This window comes from Vulcanisaeta distributa JCM 11216, assembly GCF_001315985.1.
Classification (GTDB): Archaea; Thermoproteota; Thermoprotei; order Thermoproteales; family Thermocladiaceae; genus Vulcanisaeta; species Vulcanisaeta distributa_E.
Window position 1 is genome coordinate 300,735 of record NZ_BBBI01000001.1, and the last position, 16,765, is coordinate 317,499.

The following is a 16,765-nucleotide window of genomic DNA, read 5'->3' on the forward strand; positions in this document are numbered from 1 at the left end:
TCGCCCCCCCACTGCTGTGGGGCTTCCTACTGGATAGGTACGGCAGTAAGGAGGTGCTTGCCCTGGGCTTCCTCGGTACGGCCATATTCATCCTGGCATTGTCATACGCGCCCAACGTTCCGCAGATAGCCCTTTACTACGCCGCTTCATCACTGTTCTCCTCCGCTGTTGGTGTCTCCACAAGCTTCATACTTGTCAAGTCCTCGAGTAAGCTTAGGCTTAATGAGTCGTACTCCATGCTCAACTTCATTAATTCACTGGGTTACCTGGTGGGTGATGTCTCGGCGGCCGTATTATCGGGCTTCATGGATGTTAAGTCCATACTCCTCATCATGGGTTTACTGCCCATGGTATCCTCGGTTTGGTCCTTGGTCTCAGTACCGAGGATTACCAACGGCAGTGGGAAGGCTATGGAGAGACTGTTACCCGGTGGGCGGGGGGGGCTTAAGGTCAGCCTTGGCGAGTTAGTGACGCTATACCTTGCGCTCATTATTTTCTACGTCTCATCGGGCATCTTCAACACGCTTTATCCCTACGGCCTCAGGGTCGGCGGCTTATCGAGGACTTGGGTAATGACCATAATCTCCGTAGGCATGGGGGGGATCCAGATCGTGGGTTTCATGATTACGCCACGCATGATTAAGGTACTTGGTGGTAATGCCAGGGCTTCATCACGTGCATTACTCTTGAGGGGGCTTGTCGTACTTTCTAATTGGTTTAACTTCATCAACCCCCCCGAGACCATGATCATTACGGGGCTAACGCTATACCCACTGGCCGCGGGTATCGCCTTCTCAACGTTCTACACGGCATCGAGCGTGATAGTCTTTGAGAGACTCAGCAGCGGTGAGGAGGGTAGGGGTCTTGGAGCCTATAACTTCATCACCGGCTCGGCATACCTGGCGGGTTCCTTGGCATCCGGCTACTTAGCAGACTCCATCGGCATTGGTAGGAGTTACATGGTCGCCGGCGCAATGCTTTGGGCGTCATCATACCTCTTTGAGCAGATACGTAGGTACGAGGCGGCGAGAAATAGCGTGATCAATGCGAATTAAGCCGCGTAAACTCATACCAATGCCTGCATATCATAACTTAATTAGTCTTCAGGCATAACTTTAATAGAGAGAGTAATTATTAACAGGTCGTGACAATTAAGGGTGTTAATGGGGGGGTTATAGGCTTCGTCAACCTCTCGACGGGTGAGGTCAAGAAGGTACAGGTGCCTGATGAGGTTTATAGGAATTTCCTGGGTGGTTATGGGCTAGGTGCCTGGTTCCTATACACCCACATGAAGCCTAAGGTTGACCCGCTTGGCCCCCGACAACATACTGGGCATAATATCGGGCCTACTAAACGCCAGTGGTATTCCAATGACTGGTAGGTCCATGGCCGTTGGTAAGTCACCACTGACTGGCGGTTGGGGGGGTGATTCAAACGCCGGCGGTAGGTTTGGACCTAAGCTACTGGAGCTGGGTTGGACGCCATATTCGTCACTGGCGCCTCTGAGAAGCCCGTCTACATATTAATTGATAATGGCGAGATACACATAGAGAGCGCGGCCGACCTCTGGGGGGGTAAGACCGCCAGGGAAACCGAGGATGAATTAAGGCGCAGGTATAAGGGAGCCCAGGTGGTTAGTATTGGTCCTCCTGGCGAGAGACTTCAATTGATCGCCGCCATTATTAATGAGTATGGCAGGGCCTACGGCAGGTCCGGGCTCGCCGCTGTGATGGGTAGTAAGAAGTTGAAGGCCATAGTCGCAGTCGGCGACAAGAAGCCGGAGATCCATGATAGAGACCTACTTAGGCAGAGGATTAAGGAGATGCTCGATGCCCTAAGGACGACTAGGGCGAGGGCATATGAGATTTGGCATAAGTATGGAACAATATCAACACTGGACACAAGCGTTCTCTCCGGAGACACGCCAATCAAGAACTGGGCCGGCATTGGCGTTAGGGACTACGGGACCAAGAACCTGGAGAAGTTCGGAACTAACACGGTTATTAAGGACAATGTCAAGCCCTACGGATGCGCCAGCTGTCCCGTGTCCTGCGGTGCGTGGATCAAGAGGAACACTAGGTACGGCCTCGTCGAGGGCCATAGGCTTGAGTATGAGACGGCTCCCTATTCGGGCCGGCATTATTAAATGCTGACCAGGACTCGGTGGTTTACGTGGGCGAGCTCTGCAACATGTATGGGCTCGATACCATATCAACCGCGAACGTGGTGGGCTTCGCCTTTGAGTTATACGAGAAGGGGATACTGACGGAGAAGGATGTTGGCTTCCCACTGAGGTGGGGTGACCCTGAGGCCGTGGTTAAGCTCGTTGAGTTGATAGCCAAGGCTGAGGGTATTGGCAAGGTACTTGGACAGGGCGTTAAGAGGGCAGCGAGATAATTGGTAGGGGTGCCGAGCAGTATGCAATGCATGTTGGGGGTCAGGAATTACCATCACACCACCCGCAGTTCCTGCCGGGACTAGCCATTACTTATACGGCTGATCCAACACCGGCTAGGCACACGGCTGGTGGTGTCCATTGGTGGGGTGAGGGTGGTAAGAGGCTTTGGACACCCTTCGACATAGGCATGGACCTGGGCGCATCGCCTAAGTATGACTATAGCGATAAGGGCCGTAAGGCAGCCATAATAGCCATGACTACGCAGGTGGAGAACTCCCTGGGCTTCTGCCAATTCGCTTCCCAGGTAATTTATAGGACCCTACCATACATAGACCTGATATACGCGGTAACGGGCATGAAGTACACACCGCAGGAACTGCTTAAGGTCGGCCACAGGATACACACGCTCAGGCAATTATTCAATGTCAGGGAGGGTGTCAACCCGAAGAGAGACTTCAAGCTACCTAAGAGGGTTCTCGAGCCATTCCCAGAAGGCCCACTTGCCGGAGTCAAGTTGACTGAGGAGGATGTGGAGAGGATGAGGGAGCAGTACTGGGAGACGCTTGGTTGGGACCCAAGCACTGGCTACCCGAGGAGGAGGACTGTTGAGGAGCTTGGGCTTGCCGAGATAGCCAGCGACATCATCAGCATCCTGCCTCCATGATCATTTTACCTAATTAATACGATAGGTTTAAAAACGGTAATTCCCTAGCCATAACCCGTGCTTCGAGGAAGCATCATAACCGTATTATCAACAAATGAGCAGGAGGCCTTCAGGGTAGCGTCAATGCTTGGAAAGAGGGATAGGGGGGGTGAGGAGAGGGTTTACTATAGGAAGGTTGGTGATCTCGTACGTAGCATATTAATACCAAGCCCAGGCAGCGTGCTTGATGAGGCCATAGCCCTCTCAATATCAAGCTCCTTCTACTTCAGGGTTAATAATGAGGTCACCTGGCTCGACGGCGAGAAGGCATTACTGCTTGAGGCCTCTGGAATACCCGGCGTGGTTCTTGCGGATGATACTAACCTATTCATGAAGTACTTCGGCGAGTTGGGCATCTCTAAATTCGTCTCCGAGTTTAGGGAGTTTGATGCTGAAGTTCCTGATAGGGGGGGTATTGTCTATGTTGATAGGGCGTTTAACGTCAAGGGTGTTGGTGTCGTGGTGCTCGGCTACGCATTGACTCAGGTGTCTGTTCATGACAGGTTCATTGCCTACCCAATGAAGTTGGAGGTTGAGGTTAGGAGTATACAGGTTCTTGATGAGGATCAGGACTCGGTAATGCCGGGCACGCGTGTTGGCTTGGCGCTTAGGAATGTGAGGCTTGAGGATATTGAGGGTATACAGGCGTTGGTTAAGCCGGGTACTAGGTTCATTGGTTCTATTAATGATTTCAATAGGTTTAAGTGGGGTGATGATGCCAGGGAGGTTCACGTGATCCTCAACGGCATTAAGGTCATGGGTAAGATCGAAGGTAATAGTATTGCCTTGGCCAGGGAGTTACCCATGGTTAGTGGCAGGGCATTAATAATAAACGTTAATGCGAGACCCAGGAGACCAAGGATAGTTGGCTATGCCGTCATCAACGCCTAACGGCCTTCTCAACGACTTCAAGCAGGCCCATGGACCCATCCCTAAGCACTATGTCGTCCATTGGCTGTAGGTGCCTTGAAATCATGGGCTTAAACTCCATCTTATCCAATATATCCCTCTCGATGTCAACACCCGGTGCGTACTCCTCAAGGACCAAGCCCTCACTCGTCAGCCTGAATACGGCCCTCTCGGTTATGTAAAGGACCTCCTTACCCATCTTAAGGCCGAGTTCGGCGTTGAAGCCAACCTTGTATGGCCTCCTCACGAACTTTATTATTGGCCCATCCCTAACTATGGCAAGCCTACCATTCATGACCGCTATATCCCTCTTACCCGCCGTGAACGCCCCCCCCGCGAAGTAAAGCCTCGGCGAACCATGGGCAATGACCGGGAACCCACCAGGCCCTGTAACCCTCTCCGGCAGGAGGCTTGGGTTTACATCCCCATTGGGCCCAACCTGCATGAATCCCAGTGATGCTGCGTCTATGATGCCGCCCTCGTACATTATGAATTGATCGGGCATCGGCAGTACTGCTTGGGGGATAACGCAACTCCGAAATCATCATCACCAAGCGCTATCCCACCCCCCCAGGGGCCGGACTCTACCGTGGTGACCACGTAATCCTCAATACCCTCGCTCCTTATTATCCTGGCCGCCAGTGCGGGTATCCCAATGCCTAGGTTAACGGCTATTGGCCTACCCAATTTCTCCACGAGCCTGGCAAACTCGAGCACCACCCTCCTGGCTATTACGTACTCGAAGTCAGGCTTATCATCGCTGGGTAGACAGACGTTACTCAGGACAACGCGACCGCACATGCTTGGGTCATACCTAACACTGGCCGATTGCGTGTGGTACTCAGGCGGTGAAGTAACGATGTAGTCAATTAATGGGCCTGGTACATGAACATCCCTGGGATTAACAAACCTACTTACATACAGTACCTGGGCAATCACAACACCTGGTTTGGGTTGGGCCTTAACGGCCTGTGCTATTGCTAAAACGGTTCCGTATATCGCCTCCTCACTCATTGTTAGGTTGCCAAACTCATCAGCCGTACTACCCCCCCTGATTAAGCCAACCCTTGGCTTTGGGCAGTCATAGAGCAGGTACTCATCACCATTAATGCTAACTAACTCAACCCTACAGGTCCTCCTCTCCCTCGCCAGGTCATTTAAGTATATACCGTCCTGCCTAGGGTCGAGGAATGTCCCAAGGCCAACCTTAGTAATTGCTGGTAAGCCAGAGGCCACACTCCTAAACCACCTAGTCGCAACACCAATGGGGAATGAGTAGGCCTCAACCCTATCCTCAATAACTAACCTCTGCAGTGATGGTGCAACACCAAGGAACGGCATCATGAATCCCCCCCTAATGAAGCCGAAGTCGTTATCCTTAATCATGCGCTCGGCAATTAAATCAAACGCGCGCCCCCCCTGGCTGCAGGTAATGAGTCGGCAATTACGAATAAATCACGTGGATGCCCCCCCGTCTCCCTATACCTATCATAAAGCCTAATGAGCAGGTACTCAGGGGGGGTTGTCGCCATGTTAAAGCCAGAGACCGCAATAACATCGCCATCCCTAATGATGCCCAATGCTTCACCAACATCAACAACCTTGCCCATAACCAAGTAGTTATGAAACCTCGAAATTTATACCTTTATAAAAATGCATTTTGCCTAATCCCTTGTCGAACTATCATTGATCAAGAATATATGAAAATAAACAAATGAATAGAAACATGAAAACGAAGTAGGGCACAGTACGTGGGGACGCATCAATAACTTATATGTCCACCACGAACGTGAGCTCCAGTAATTATCAGCCTTCCTAATCTCCATCATGTTGTAGGTCATTGCCTTAACTATTAGGCCCCCCCTATAACCATGCTTATTAATGTCGAAACGCTCACCACCAACGGTGGCCCTAATCCTGTACGGCCCATTACCCTCAATACTGACCTCCCTAAAGTAATCGCCATAGGCAAACTTCCTGCCATCAAATAGGTAAATGAACTCATCAATCCAATTAAACAATAACTGCTCTAGGTCCTCGCCCTCCACGTTAACCTCCACGAACTCCCTCGGTTCAACCCTATCAACGTAGTAGGTGAGGCCCGCAACCCCAAGCGCAGCATTCCTAAAGGCCTCCTCAAGCGTGCATCCGTAGCTATCACGCGACGTCGGCCGTGTGCTCCCCATACTCATACCTGGCGGGTAATTGACACTGCATCAGGATACCGCTATTAAACCCCTTTAACAACCTTACGTGTTGTTAACCCGTGAGATTAACTTTTAAGGGTGTCAGTGATTCATTAATGTGCATCGTTGGGTTTACGTGATTGATGCATCGGTTAGGTTCTTCATTAGGGATATCAATTCATTTAGGTTATTAATCATTAATGCGGCGATACCAATAATCATACTCACGACATATGAATTATTAATGAATATACTTAATACATACATAGGTTCGTTGATTACTGCCGTAGCCCCCATACTCAGAGGCCATCATTAATAATGTGGTTTACTTCATAAACTCCATAACATACCTAGTAATCGCTGCCCTCGTTATAATCTTTCTCATAACGTCAGCATTCATGGTTAATGGCATAGTGAGGGATTTGAAGGAGGACTTCAGGGCTATGATTAACATCTTTAGGTCGGGTATGGGGGGGGTCATCACGTATATTGCATTAATAATGCTCCTAATCTCCCTATACTCACTCGCGTTGGGGGTCTCAATATCGGTAGCCCTAGTATTGGTGCTAATGAAAATCCTGACAACATTAGGCGTAATACCAATTGTTAACTATGGCGTTGACGTAACAGGCGTATTACCAGCGGTGCTACCCCCCCTGGCCTGCGTCATATGCGTTACATACGTCATTGAGGGCATCATAGGGGGGGTGCGGAGGTATGCCTATCTACTAGGGTTTAATCGTAATTGCACTGTCCGTTTACCTGGTGGCTATTGCGCTCGGCTTGGTCACATCCACCATATTAGCCATGTATTACCTACCACAATTATTCCTCCTCAATATTGGTAATGCCACGATTAAGAAGGGTGGGTCGATATCGATATTCACTAGTTGGGTACCAATAAGCCTGGCCTACTCCCTTAGGGATATAGGTATAACGGCTATTCCCGAGGTTATAGTGCCGTCAATAGTCAATGGGACGCCAGTTATTGTGAGAGGTATTGAGCCAGGTTACATTAGTTACTACGGTATAAATGCCACGCAAACCGAACTAAGTAGGGGCGCGCTGGTTGGTCGTGAATTGGCTAAGGAACTTCATATTGAGGTTGGTGATGAAATAGTAATAACGTCCTTTAAGGGCATTACCAATAACGTGACAGTCATCGGAATAATAAATTCAATTAAGTACCCACAGCTTAATTATGAAGTGGTGATGAACATAACCATGGCTCAACACCTGAATTCCCTACCAACACCCATAGTTAATGTAATATACGTCAATGCGAGTAATGAATTAATAAGCAGGGTAAACCAGGTCTATGGGCTTAGAATAATCACCAACATGACCAGTGACTACTTGGCCGTACTAGACTCGATGAATCACACAGTGTTTAATGGACCCCCCCTTACTAATATGACGATCGCATTACCCTTCGGTGCTTACTACGCGATCGCATACAATAAGTCGGCAATTACCTGGTCCTCCCAAGTAATACTGACTGAGAACGTGACCATTCAGGTTATGAGCGTTTCTGTGCCTAGGTTCATAAACGTGGCCCACGCATTACCAGGTGAGTGGATCATCGTAGAGTGGCCCAATGGCTCACTAGTGAGTGATTACTACCTGTTGATTTACTATGGGAATGGTTCATTAGCGTATTCAACGGTGGGGGGGGTGGCGTTACGCCAGTGTCGCTGCCAGGAGGTATGTATAGAATTGTCGTAATTGCAGGTTCCACGTATTACTCCGTGAGTAGGTACTTAGGGCCTGGGTTGAATGTTACGATAGTGTTGACGCCGTATTCAATCATAATGAGTGAGTTGATGACCCACGCCTATAATTACTTCACAAGTGTGGTCTCGCTAGGTCCCTATTCAGGGCCTGAGGTATTAATTAGTGTGTTGAGGGTTGGTGTTGGTACATTCATTGGGATCATCATTAGCTTATTAACGGTTATCTCCATTGGTCTAGTGGGCATTAGTGAGTACTCGATTAATGTTAATAGGGAGTTGATCATGTACCTAAGGCTGAATAGGGCGGGTAATTTAAGCATGGCATTAATACTTGATTTCCCAGTAATAACCACGTACATAGTATCCACGGCGCTGGGCTTTGTCACCGCTAATTACCTATGGCCATTCATGGTTAGGTTAATGGATTTAAGAATATTAAGCCAACCAATTTACCTAATCACCGTGAGTAATTACTACCCATACATTACCGCGTTGATCACGGTTTCATCATTACTAATAATAATGTACTTAGTACCTAGGTTTAGGGTGGTGCATCTTGATTAGTGTCGGCATTAGTGCGGTTAATGTCTCTAAGTCCTTCAGCAACTATGCTGTGCTGAGGAATGTTAGTATTGACGCACCGCCAAACTTAATAACCTGCGTGGCTGGGCCAAGCGGCAGTGGCAAGTCGACATTGCTGAGGATAATGGCTGGCTACCTAAGGCCTGATTCGGGTAGGGTCTTAATAAACGGTGTTGATGCTTACGTGGATTCAAGAGCCCGTAGCATTATTAACCTGGTCTCCTACGTGCCTCAGGACGACTTATTAATCAGTGGGTTAACGATTAGGGAGAATCTCAGGCTAGCCCTTAGGGTTCAGGGACTTAGTAATAGGGTTATTGAGGAGAGGATCAAATGGGTTAGTGGGTTATTGGGTATTGAACATGTTCTTGATAAGAGACCTGGACAGGTGAGTGGTGGCGAGAGAAGGAGGGCCTCGATAGCCATTGCCCTTGCCAGGGATCATGAGTTCCTCATTATGGATGAGCCCACGAATAGTCTGGATAGGGCTAACGTGGACTTATTAATAAGGATTTTAAGGGAGGAGGCTGGGTCCGGCAGGGTTGTGCTTGTGGCGACGCATGATCAGTACTTGATTAGGAATTCGGATAGGCTTTACATGATTAGGCTGGTGAGTTAACAACGGAGTTTTAGGGCTTGAGTATATCCAAAGGGTCCTGCTTGAGTATGCCAGGTCATCACCAGACAGTGTGTTGAGTAGGTAGTTCCTTGGTATGCTAACCATGCTATAGCCCGAACCGTACAGAAAGCCAATCCTTATGTTCCTCTCAGTAATCATGAGCAGTCCGGATGGTGTCTCACCATGGAGAAGGTAAGTGGTTGGGTCTGAGGAGTTAATCCCCGTCATGAACATGATCATTGATCCATAACTAACCGATGAGTATAGCGTGGAATTCCTTGGTATCAGACCATATATGGCGTTGAACTCCTCATAATCAATCATCCTATAGACGGTGAGGGTTGACGAGGTTGGTAACGAGTATGTGTATAGGGTTAGTACGGCGAACATGGGTAACGAAATTATCAGGACTGCCGTGATTGTGTACGCAGCCGCCTTAAGAAGAAACCTACGTCTCATGGCTGAGGCAATCACCAATGCCGTTGGTATTAGGAGGAAGGGCATCACGAAGTCCAGGGACTTGGAGAGGAATAGCAGCTCCATTGGGTTGCTGCCCATGAGCAGTACGTAGAGCATTATGGCGAGTGATATCACCGTGGTGGCGGCGATTACGGGCTTCTCAAGTCCGTAGAGGGCTAGGTAGAGTACGGCTATGAGGATTGGTAATACGTAGGGTACTGATGATAGAACCACAGCCCCCCCATTAAACCCCCCCTCCAATACGTAGGGTAGGAACTTACCCATGGAGAACATGGCTATTAACGCGAGGGCAAGGACCGTTAATACGGTGTAAATCAGTATTCGTGACCCCCCCTACGCATTGTTACGTAGTCAATTAGGAGGAGGGCTATGAGGATTGGTGTCGAGACTAGGCCTGGCGTTACGAAGGCAGTAACCGTAAACGCCCTCAGGTAGTCCATGTACCAGAAATAGGTGAGTAGGCCAAGGGCTATTACTGTAATTACAACATAAAGCCCGTGACTGACGTCATTATCACTCAAGTAATTATTCACCAACATCGTTATTGCTATTATGAAGGAGTATGCCAGGGCCATTAATAGCGTGAAGTGGTGGGCGAAGAGTATTGCTATGAAGGTCAAGACCATGACAACCAGGTTCTGCCTGAGGTGCCTCCTATCCATTAGTGCCATGTACGTGGCCAGCATGTAGGTGTAGAACGGGTACTGAGCCGCGGTCTCCTTCATTACTGATGAGTCAACAAGGAGCTTAACACTTAGTACTGCGAATAATAAGCCCGTGATCAGGGTCACCGTGTTACTTCCCGTAAGCCTCCTCACAAATAATGCAAGGGGGGGTATTATTGATAGCGACGCGAGAATGCTCACGACATAGAACGACTGTAGAGGCCCTAGCCAAGCACTGACTGTGACAGGGCGAGCAATAGGTTCACCGTGGGCCACTGGTAATTGTAACTGACCATTGATGGATTTTGTGATGGACCGAAGAGATAGCCAGTCCTTAACAGGGTTTCTGAGTGGGCTATGTGGATCCAGGAGTCTGGTATGTACGGTAGGCCATTAATCACGTAATTGAGCAGTACCAATGATGTGAGTATTGTGAGTGGTGCGATTATGGACGCGGCCCTAATCACTTCTCTATCTTTCTCCATACCAACTCCTTATTCCACAGGTTCCTGATGGCGGCCACCACGAGTATTACCTGGGTAATGACCCAAGTCCTGAAGAATCTATTGATAAGTAGGGCGGCGCCTATCAGTAGTAATGCGATGGGTATTAAGGCGTCGTGCATTGCCGATATTATTATAAATACGATGCCTATCATGAAAAGCCAGGGATTAACTAGGTGCAGATATGACTCATACATCATTATTTGCTTATAATCCTGGGTGGGTCCTTACCATCAATAATCACATACTTCAGGAATCTTGAGAAGTGCTGAATGAGGTGCTGAGCCCTCCTGACCCTCCACATCCAATAACCCTGCTCGGCACATACTCAATGCACCTGACGTCCTCGGGAATAATGGCCCTATAACCCATCAATGATATTAAACTAGCCGTATGACTATCATCAGCGCCCATATCCATTGGGAAACCACCAACCTTCTCAAGCAACTCCCTCCTAAATGCCGCTAGTTCGCCGTGGAATATCGCCGAGGAGAACCTCCTACTCTCGGCAAGCCTAAGCAAACCATAGTAACTCCTATACTCGGTCTCAACATCCTTATCAGTCCTCGGTATCTTATTGCAGGAAACGGCCCCAATGCCATCTCTCATTAACCAAGCAACCGCATTCTTAAGCGAGTCCCCCCCTTGCCACATCGAGTCGGCATCAGTAATTACGACCGCATCACCCCCCCTTGAGTATTTCAATGCCGTGTTTAACGCGTGTGCCTTACCCCCCCTTCGAACGCCCTCCTCAATAACCCTCACATTAATATCCCCCCCATGATCCTTAACCCACTGATTAATCAACTCAATAGTTCCATCATTACTCCCCCCCGAATCGACGATGATAACTTCATACCTATCCCTTGGGTAGTCCTGTGAGTAGACATTATCTAGCTTCTTCGTTATTACCCCCCCTGCCTCGTTATATGTCGGTATTATTATTGATACAAATGGTGGGTCATTAATCAATTCAGCCTTGCCGTATGTTGCATCGCCGTACCTTAACCACCTTGTCGCAATTACATAATAAATACTTGGTACAAGGAAGTGAATTGCCGTGAGTGTAATGCCCAATCCCTCAATGAGCATTAATAGACTTATCATGATTATTCACCGTCATTGAACAATTCTCTCTTTTAAGGTATTGAGCAATATTAAAGTATTACTTTGAGATGTTTTCTCAAGAGTTACGAATTATACAGGGATGCAAACCACGCGCTCCTTAAAGGCGTTGCATATTGGTTCTACGAACAACCTCTGTCCAATCAGTATAGTACCCTCCCTGACCAGGCCCTTAATTCTTAAAGGCATTGAGTACTTAATGACGCTTAATACATCAGCATAATCACCACCGCCAACAAGTCTCACGTTTAAATTCTCAATACTGCCTAGAGTCCTCTCAATCATATCGAAGTAATTATCCCTATTAAGTACGTAATTAATTATTTCGCCATCCCTATTTACAGAAATGATATCCACCCTTGGGATCCTCGTTAATAACTCAGCGGTTAGGTAAATGAAGATCTCCCCCCCAACCCTATCAATCAATGCAGAACTTGTTGCGTAGGATAGTAATACTATGGGGGGGCCCGTTAATCCCGGGCCCTGTAACAACTTAATAATTAGTCTATTCAATTTTGCGCTCTTTTTCCAATGTAACCTCCTAATTGGGTCGCCTGGCACGTACTCCCTGACCTCGCGTATATCCTCGGCGCCCAGCGTTAGTGCTGATTGAGCCAGTAGGCCCCCCCTTGCGAATTGAATTGCCGTCCTTGCCCTAGGTATTACGGTAATGCTCGGATGCCTAACAACCCTCCTCACCCTTACAAGACCGTACGTATCAGTGAATGTGAGGGTCAATCTCGGTCTCTTCACACCGCCAAGGCTATACCTAGCGCTCACGTTGATGGAGGCCTCACCATTAAGGTAAAGCCTAGTTGGGCTTATCCTGAGGTTTCTCGGGGCCCTAACCTCCATTACTGCCTTGATATGGGGTTTCGTGATAATCGTTAATGAATACGTCAATTCAGAACCTGCATTAATACGCAGGCTCTTACTTGGTTTTAGCTCGATGGTTATCGTGTAGAATCTAATGGTGTTTATTAGCGATATTAGTAATATATAAAGTAGCGGTGCGGCGAGCGAGGCGGCGATGTAAAACTGCCTAAGAATCGCAGCAAGTAATGTCGATGTTGCCAGGGGGGGCGTTGCGTAGAACCACCAGGGCTTTTCATTACCCATCCTAAGGGCATTGTCGATTAATATGATTGATATCAATGTTAACGCAATGTCTATGGGTGGTGTGACCAACGATACCAACGCCGTCACACCCAGTGATAGTGGTAATGGGTACTTACTCCAGTAAAGCCATGCGATAATCGTGATTGCTACATACACTGCGAATAACGCCACATTACCCAGTGAAAGCGCTGCCGCAGTTATAAGTAATGATGTGGCGAGTATCCTTACCCACCGACTACCGAGTTCCCTTATCATGGCCTTATTGGGGGGGTTTGTACGTAATGAGGAACGGGGGGGACCTTATTCAACGCTTCATTGATGACGTCCATCGGCGTTACAGAACCTCTAAACTCAGGCCTAAGGATTATCCTATGCATGAGGCTGGGTACACCGCTGCCTTAACATCATCAGGAAGTACGTAGTCCCTACCGTCAAGGTAGGCCAGCGCCCTAGAGAGCTTGAAAAGGCTTATGGGCGCCCTGGTACTGAGCGTTACCTGGACCCTTGGATTGCTCCTAACCTCCCTAATCAAGCTCATGATGTAGCCCAACACAGAGTCATCAACATATACATTCCGCACATCATCCATCAATTTCGTAACCTCCCCCCAGACTAATAATGCTACCCAATGTGGATAGTTCACGTTCTATCCTATCAATATCCTTAACAATCATTACCTCCTCAGCATCGCTTACGTAATTCACGTATATACTCGACATAAACCTATCAAGTATTGCCATCGGCAGTGCCTGGGTGTAGCCGAGTTCAACCTCGATTATATTCATCGTTGCAAGGACTATGTGGGGGGGTCTAGGTAGCTCAAGGGGGGGTATACCGTCAATGGTTACCTGCCTTTCCTGCATCGCCTCAATCAGTGCTGATAGGGTCCTTGGTGGCGCCCTGTTAATTTCATCGAGGAGAACCACGTTTGCGAAGATCGGCCCTTTAATGAGCCTAGGTTCTGTACCTGGTGCGTAGATTATGAAGCCCAGTATGTCCGATGGAAGCGTCTCATTAGTCACCTGAACCCTCTTGAATGAACCCCCCCCTATTATTGATGCCAACGCCTTAGCCAGCGTCGTCTTGCCAGAGCCTATTGGGCCTAGTAGTAATGCGTGACCTCACTGAGGAGGGTTGCCAGGAGTATTTGTATTGCTGGTTCGTTACCAATGAATACCCTTGAAATGCCATCCTTAATCCGCTTAATTGCGTTAAGCCACTTATCGCTCATACCTCATTGCCGCGTCTTACCTCATTTATTAATAGTACCGCTATGGTTATTACTATTGGCATAACTATTATGAAATAATTAATTGGGTAAGTAGATGCGTAGGCATAGGCTGTTAATAACCAAGCCTTAATAGTACCTTGAGGGTTGCTTGCCAACGTACTCTCCAGGAATAGTGCCGTGCCATTACCACACAAGTCCCTGAGGAACTCGGCATTATTGGCCTCATTAATCATGGAATTCATGAACACGCCAGGGCTTGATACTAGTATTACGTAACCCCTGCCAACGGGTACGGCAACGATGGCTGGGAATGGACCCGTGGAATTACCCGCAATACTAAACCTACTTGTCTCGGCAATAACCACAGCGCTGGATCATTGATTTCTATAGCTGAGGCGTCAACGAGTGCTATTGTGGCTGCATTGGTTTTAACCACGGGATTACTCACTATGAAGCCAGTGGGAATTTCTCATTAATTACATTTAGTACTGGATCCTTAATAACACTGTCCGTGAACTCACTTTTAATGCCTAGCTTGCTGAGTAATTGATTGCTATATGTCTCATTCCCATTAAGCACTATCAACCTGCCGCCATTAGTTACGTAATTAAGTAACTTCATGGTTAAAGGCCCACTAATATTGTTCTCTGGAATTATGAATATTGAGGACACACCCGTTAAGTTGTTAGGCAGGTCATAAACGGGCTTTAGACATATTGATGCAGCCCCTGAATAGCCATCCCAATAGGTGTTGTAGGCATCAAATGGGGGGGTGAGTGATGGGCCGAGCGCAATTAATACGAGTATTAGCAGTAGGAGTAGCAGGGAAAGCAATGTCCACCTTACTGAGTAAATCTTCTCGCCAGTTCCCATGCCCTCCTCACGTCCTCATCACTCGGTATGTGGGGGGGTGAATACAACGCGTATTCACCAATCCTAACCAACTCCGCGAATATTGCAAACTCCTCGTTACTTAACTTACCCTGTACAGCCCTTAGGTACTCCCTGAGCGTATCCGTACTCTTAAGCCTGATCCCTGTTCTATTGCCGATCACGTAAATAACGCTGGCCAATGCATCGACTATGTCCCTAACGCCTTTAATGCCAATCTTACTTCTCAGCACGGACTTCATAATTTCCTTCCTCAAAGCCCTAACCTCCGCGCTCGGCCTAACCACGATCTGCATGGGGGGGCTTACCGAATACTGTAAACCACTAATTGAGGTCTCCTCCCTGCTCGGTAATGTTATTATTCCAAACTTGAGTGACAGAGTTAATGCGGTAATCATTATTATTGGTATGACTATCTCGAGTATGTTTATTACGAATATGCCATAGGTATAGACGGCGCCCATTACTGGTGGGCTCGAATTTACTGAGATAACGATACTATGCCTACCCATACTTAGGAGTGGTGATGTTGGTATTGATGCCGTGAAGTTAGGATCACTTAAATTGAGGTATATGGTCTCGCCGCCCACCGATAGGGATATGGATAAATTACCAACCCAGGGACTTACGAAACCCCTCAAGGTAATGGGCAAACCCGCTATTGCCAGGTAATCAGTACTTATCGTTATGTTTGTAACTATGGAATTCACGAAAACTGAACCAACCAGCTGCGCAGGTGAGTACGGGCCAACTGGCGGTGCGTAAATCATTATTGAGTAATTACCTGACGTTATGTTGAACGTGTTTATTAATATCGAGAACGCGTTATTGATCGTGTACGTACTTACGTTAAGCCCATCAACACTAATAATTACCCGCCTAACGGGAGGGCCACTCACGTAACCACTCACGTTTATCGGCTCACCCCACATAACCTCCCTCGTGTAATTAACCATGAGTAATGTCGTGTTGAATAGGACGCTTATTGGTTCCGTGGCTCTAGAGGGTAGGTAATTACTACCGGGTGGTGGGTTATAGATTGCAGTCACATTAACCTTATCCACGTATATTTGAGGCATGGAGAATGTTAGTGAGTATTGACCATAGGCGTTAGTTGATGCCTTACCGACGTAGTCACCATCTACATAAATACTTATTGAGGCGTTGGGTATTGGTGTGCCATTAACCGTGGTTAATGAGCCATATGCGGTAATTAAATCGCCTATGGTGACATTGCCTGGGACAACCGTTATTGTTAATTCAGTCCTTGTGTAGTTGCTGGTTAGTATGTTTAGGAACGTCTCATTGAGGCTAAGTAGGTACTGCCTAATTGATTGGGTGGCGCTAATTACCTGCCCAACACTGCCCGGCGCAGCGTTACTGAGCATGTTTAGTATGGCGTTCAATTCATTATTAGCCTCACCATCAATTAGCAACCCCTCTAACGCCAAAGACCTAGCGCCGCTGTAATTCCCTAACGTTAATAGGTTGATTACTTCATTGTAAGTGTTATTTAACATAACCAAGTAATTTGTGAGCTGGGCCTCATCCGTATTTAATTGGCTTATTAATGGTGAGGCCTTAACCGCGGCTGTGACGCCAAGAACCTTCATAATGCTTG

General features: G+C 47.8%; 18 protein-coding genes and 3 pseudogenes. 8 read left to right on the forward strand and 13 right to left on the reverse strand.

Annotation, left to right across the window (positions count from 1 at the left end; translation table 11 throughout):
- Window positions 1-53: 53 nt before the first annotated feature.
- The 3 genes and pseudogenes from JCM11216_RS01715 (at window position 54) to JCM11216_RS01725 (ending at window position 3,992) form a co-directional block, all read left to right on the forward strand.
- A complete protein-coding gene (locus JCM11216_RS01715; RefSeq protein WP_243674798.1) occupies window positions 54-1,055 on the forward strand; it encodes an MFS transporter in 1,002 nt (333 codons plus the stop codon).
- A gap of 164 nt (window positions 1,056-1,219) precedes the next feature.
- Window positions 1,220-3,062: pseudogene (locus JCM11216_RS01720) on the forward strand (aldehyde ferredoxin oxidoreductase family protein).
- 57 nt (window positions 3,063-3,119) lie between these two features.
- A complete protein-coding gene (locus tag JCM11216_RS01725; protein ID WP_054853104.1) occupies window positions 3,120-3,992 on the forward strand; it encodes a hypothetical protein in 873 nt (290 codons plus the stop codon).
- Here JCM11216_RS01725 and JCM11216_RS01730 read toward each other — a convergent pair.
- A pseudogene (locus JCM11216_RS01730) lies at window positions 3,982-5,620 on the reverse strand (acyl CoA:acetate/3-ketoacid CoA transferase). The gene JCM11216_RS01725 and the pseudogene JCM11216_RS01730 sit on opposite strands and share 11 nt — an antisense overlap.
- A gap of 160 nt (window positions 5,621-5,780) precedes the next feature.
- Window positions 5,781-6,227, reverse strand: a pseudogene (locus JCM11216_RS01735) (archease).
- A gap of 105 nt (window positions 6,228-6,332) precedes the next feature.
- Between JCM11216_RS01735 and JCM11216_RS15090 the strand changes: the two are divergent.
- The 5 genes from JCM11216_RS15090 to JCM11216_RS01750 are packed head-to-tail and all read left to right on the forward strand — an operon-like array spanning window position 6,333 to window position 9,130.
- Window positions 6,333-6,512 carry a hypothetical protein gene (locus JCM11216_RS15090; RefSeq protein WP_243674799.1) on the forward strand — a complete coding sequence of 60 codons (180 nt, stop codon included), beginning with the start codon at window positions 6,333-6,335 and terminating at the stop codon, window positions 6,510-6,512.
- 4 nt (window positions 6,513-6,516) lie between these two features.
- Window positions 6,517-7,044 (forward strand): hypothetical protein, encoded by a 528-nt coding sequence (locus JCM11216_RS01740; protein ID WP_243674800.1) that lies wholly within the window; start codon window positions 6,517-6,519, stop codon window positions 7,042-7,044.
- Entirely contained in the window at window positions 6,962-7,921 is a 960-nt protein-coding gene (locus JCM11216_RS15095) for an ABC transporter permease (protein WP_243674801.1), read from the forward strand. Before JCM11216_RS01740 ends, JCM11216_RS15095 begins: the two co-directional genes overlap by 83 nt.
- Complete coding sequence (locus JCM11216_RS15100; protein ID WP_243674802.1) at window positions 7,885-8,493, forward strand: hypothetical protein; 609 nt, start codon at window positions 7,885-7,887, stop codon at window positions 8,491-8,493. The genes JCM11216_RS15095 and JCM11216_RS15100 overlap by 37 nt, the downstream gene beginning before the upstream one ends.
- The gene (locus tag JCM11216_RS01750; protein WP_243674803.1) at window positions 8,486-9,130 is read left to right on the forward strand and encodes an ABC transporter ATP-binding protein; all 645 of its coding nucleotides are present in this window, start codon (window positions 8,486-8,488) and stop codon (window positions 9,128-9,130) included. The genes JCM11216_RS15100 and JCM11216_RS01750 overlap by 8 nt, the downstream gene beginning before the upstream one ends.
- On the opposite strand, the gene JCM11216_RS15105 is transcribed toward JCM11216_RS01750, so the two are convergent.
- The 11 genes from JCM11216_RS15105 to JCM11216_RS01790 all read right to left on the reverse strand — a co-directional run bounded on the left by JCM11216_RS15105 (window position 9,026) and on the right by JCM11216_RS01790 (window position 16,757).
- Window positions 9,026-9,883: a hypothetical protein gene (locus tag JCM11216_RS15105; RefSeq protein WP_243674804.1), complete on the reverse strand. Its 858-nt coding sequence runs from the start codon at window positions 9,881-9,883 to the stop codon at window positions 9,026-9,028. The genes JCM11216_RS01750 and JCM11216_RS15105 overlap by 105 nt on opposite strands.
- A 41-nt stretch (window positions 9,884-9,924) precedes the next feature.
- Window positions 9,925-10,476: a hypothetical protein gene (locus JCM11216_RS01755; protein WP_054853105.1), complete on the reverse strand. Its 552-nt coding sequence runs from the start codon at window positions 10,474-10,476 to the stop codon at window positions 9,925-9,927.
- Between the two features lie 23 nt (window positions 10,477-10,499).
- Window positions 10,500-10,760: a hypothetical protein gene (locus JCM11216_RS01760; RefSeq protein ID WP_243674805.1), complete on the reverse strand. Its 261-nt coding sequence runs from the start codon at window positions 10,758-10,760 to the stop codon at window positions 10,500-10,502.
- Window positions 10,739-10,978, reverse strand: coding sequence for a hypothetical protein (locus JCM11216_RS15110; RefSeq protein WP_243674806.1), 240 nt, complete (start codon window positions 10,976-10,978; stop codon window positions 10,739-10,741). Before JCM11216_RS15110 ends, JCM11216_RS01760 begins: the two co-directional genes overlap by 22 nt.
- Window positions 10,979-11,027: 49 nt before the next feature.
- Window positions 11,028-11,885, reverse strand: a complete 858-nt coding sequence (locus JCM11216_RS01765; RefSeq protein ID WP_243674807.1) for a glycosyltransferase — start codon at window positions 11,883-11,885, stop codon at window positions 11,028-11,030.
- Window positions 11,886-11,975: 90 nt separating this feature from the next.
- Window positions 11,976-13,277, reverse strand: coding sequence for a DUF58 domain-containing protein (locus JCM11216_RS01770; protein ID WP_054853107.1), 1,302 nt, complete (start codon window positions 13,275-13,277; stop codon window positions 11,976-11,978).
- A gap of 109 nt (window positions 13,278-13,386) precedes the next feature.
- Window positions 13,387-13,611, reverse strand: coding sequence for a hypothetical protein (locus tag JCM11216_RS15115; protein WP_243674808.1), 225 nt, complete (start codon window positions 13,609-13,611; stop codon window positions 13,387-13,389).
- On the reverse strand, window positions 13,604-14,086 hold the full coding sequence (locus JCM11216_RS15120; RefSeq protein ID WP_243674809.1) for an AAA family ATPase: 483 nt from the start codon (window positions 14,084-14,086) through the stop codon (window positions 13,604-13,606). The genes JCM11216_RS15115 and JCM11216_RS15120 overlap by 8 nt, the downstream gene beginning before the upstream one ends.
- Before the next feature lie 163 nt (window positions 14,087-14,249).
- A complete protein-coding gene (locus JCM11216_RS01780) occupies window positions 14,250-14,618 on the reverse strand; it encodes a hypothetical protein (RefSeq protein WP_054853108.1) in 369 nt (122 codons plus the stop codon).
- An 82-nt stretch (window positions 14,619-14,700) separates the two neighbouring features.
- The gene (locus JCM11216_RS01785; RefSeq protein WP_054853109.1) at window positions 14,701-15,126 is read right to left on the reverse strand and encodes a DUF4350 domain-containing protein; all 426 of its coding nucleotides are present in this window, start codon (window positions 15,124-15,126) and stop codon (window positions 14,701-14,703) included.
- On the reverse strand, window positions 15,096-16,757 hold the full coding sequence (locus JCM11216_RS01790) for a hypothetical protein (protein ID WP_054853110.1): 1,662 nt from the start codon (window positions 16,755-16,757) through the stop codon (window positions 15,096-15,098). Before JCM11216_RS01790 ends, JCM11216_RS01785 begins: the two co-directional genes overlap by 31 nt.
- Window positions 16,758-16,765 lie beyond the last annotated feature (8 nt).

Bases quoted from the DNA above. Each gene is read 5' to 3' on its own strand.
- JCM11216_RS15115 (WP_243674808.1), bottom strand. From the start codon at position 13,611: ATGGATGATGTGCGGAATGTATATGTTGATGACTCTGTGTTGGGCTAC.
- JCM11216_RS01790 (WP_054853110.1), bottom strand. From the start codon at position 16,757: ATGAAGGTTCTTGGCGTCACAGCCGCGGTTAAGGCCTCACCATTAATA.
- JCM11216_RS01765 (WP_243674807.1), bottom strand. From the start codon at position 11,885: ATGATAAGTCTATTAATGCTCATTGAGGGATTGGGCATTACACTCACG.
- JCM11216_RS15110 (WP_243674806.1), bottom strand. From the start codon at position 10,978: ATGATGTATGAGTCATATCTGCACCTAGTTAATCCCTGGCTTTTCATG.
- JCM11216_RS01760 (WP_243674805.1), bottom strand. From the start codon at position 10,760: ATGGAGAAAGATAGAGAAGTGATTAGGGCCGCGTCCATAATCGCACCA.
- JCM11216_RS01785 (WP_054853109.1), bottom strand. From the start codon at position 15,126: ATGGGAACTGGCGAGAAGATTTACTCAGTAAGGTGGACATTGCTTTCC.
- JCM11216_RS01770 (WP_054853107.1), bottom strand. From the start codon at position 13,277: ATGATAAGGGAACTCGGTAGTCGGTGGGTAAGGATACTCGCCACATCA.
- JCM11216_RS15105 (WP_243674804.1), bottom strand. From the start codon at position 9,883: ATGTTCTCCATGGGTAAGTTCCTACCCTACGTATTGGAGGGGGGGTTT.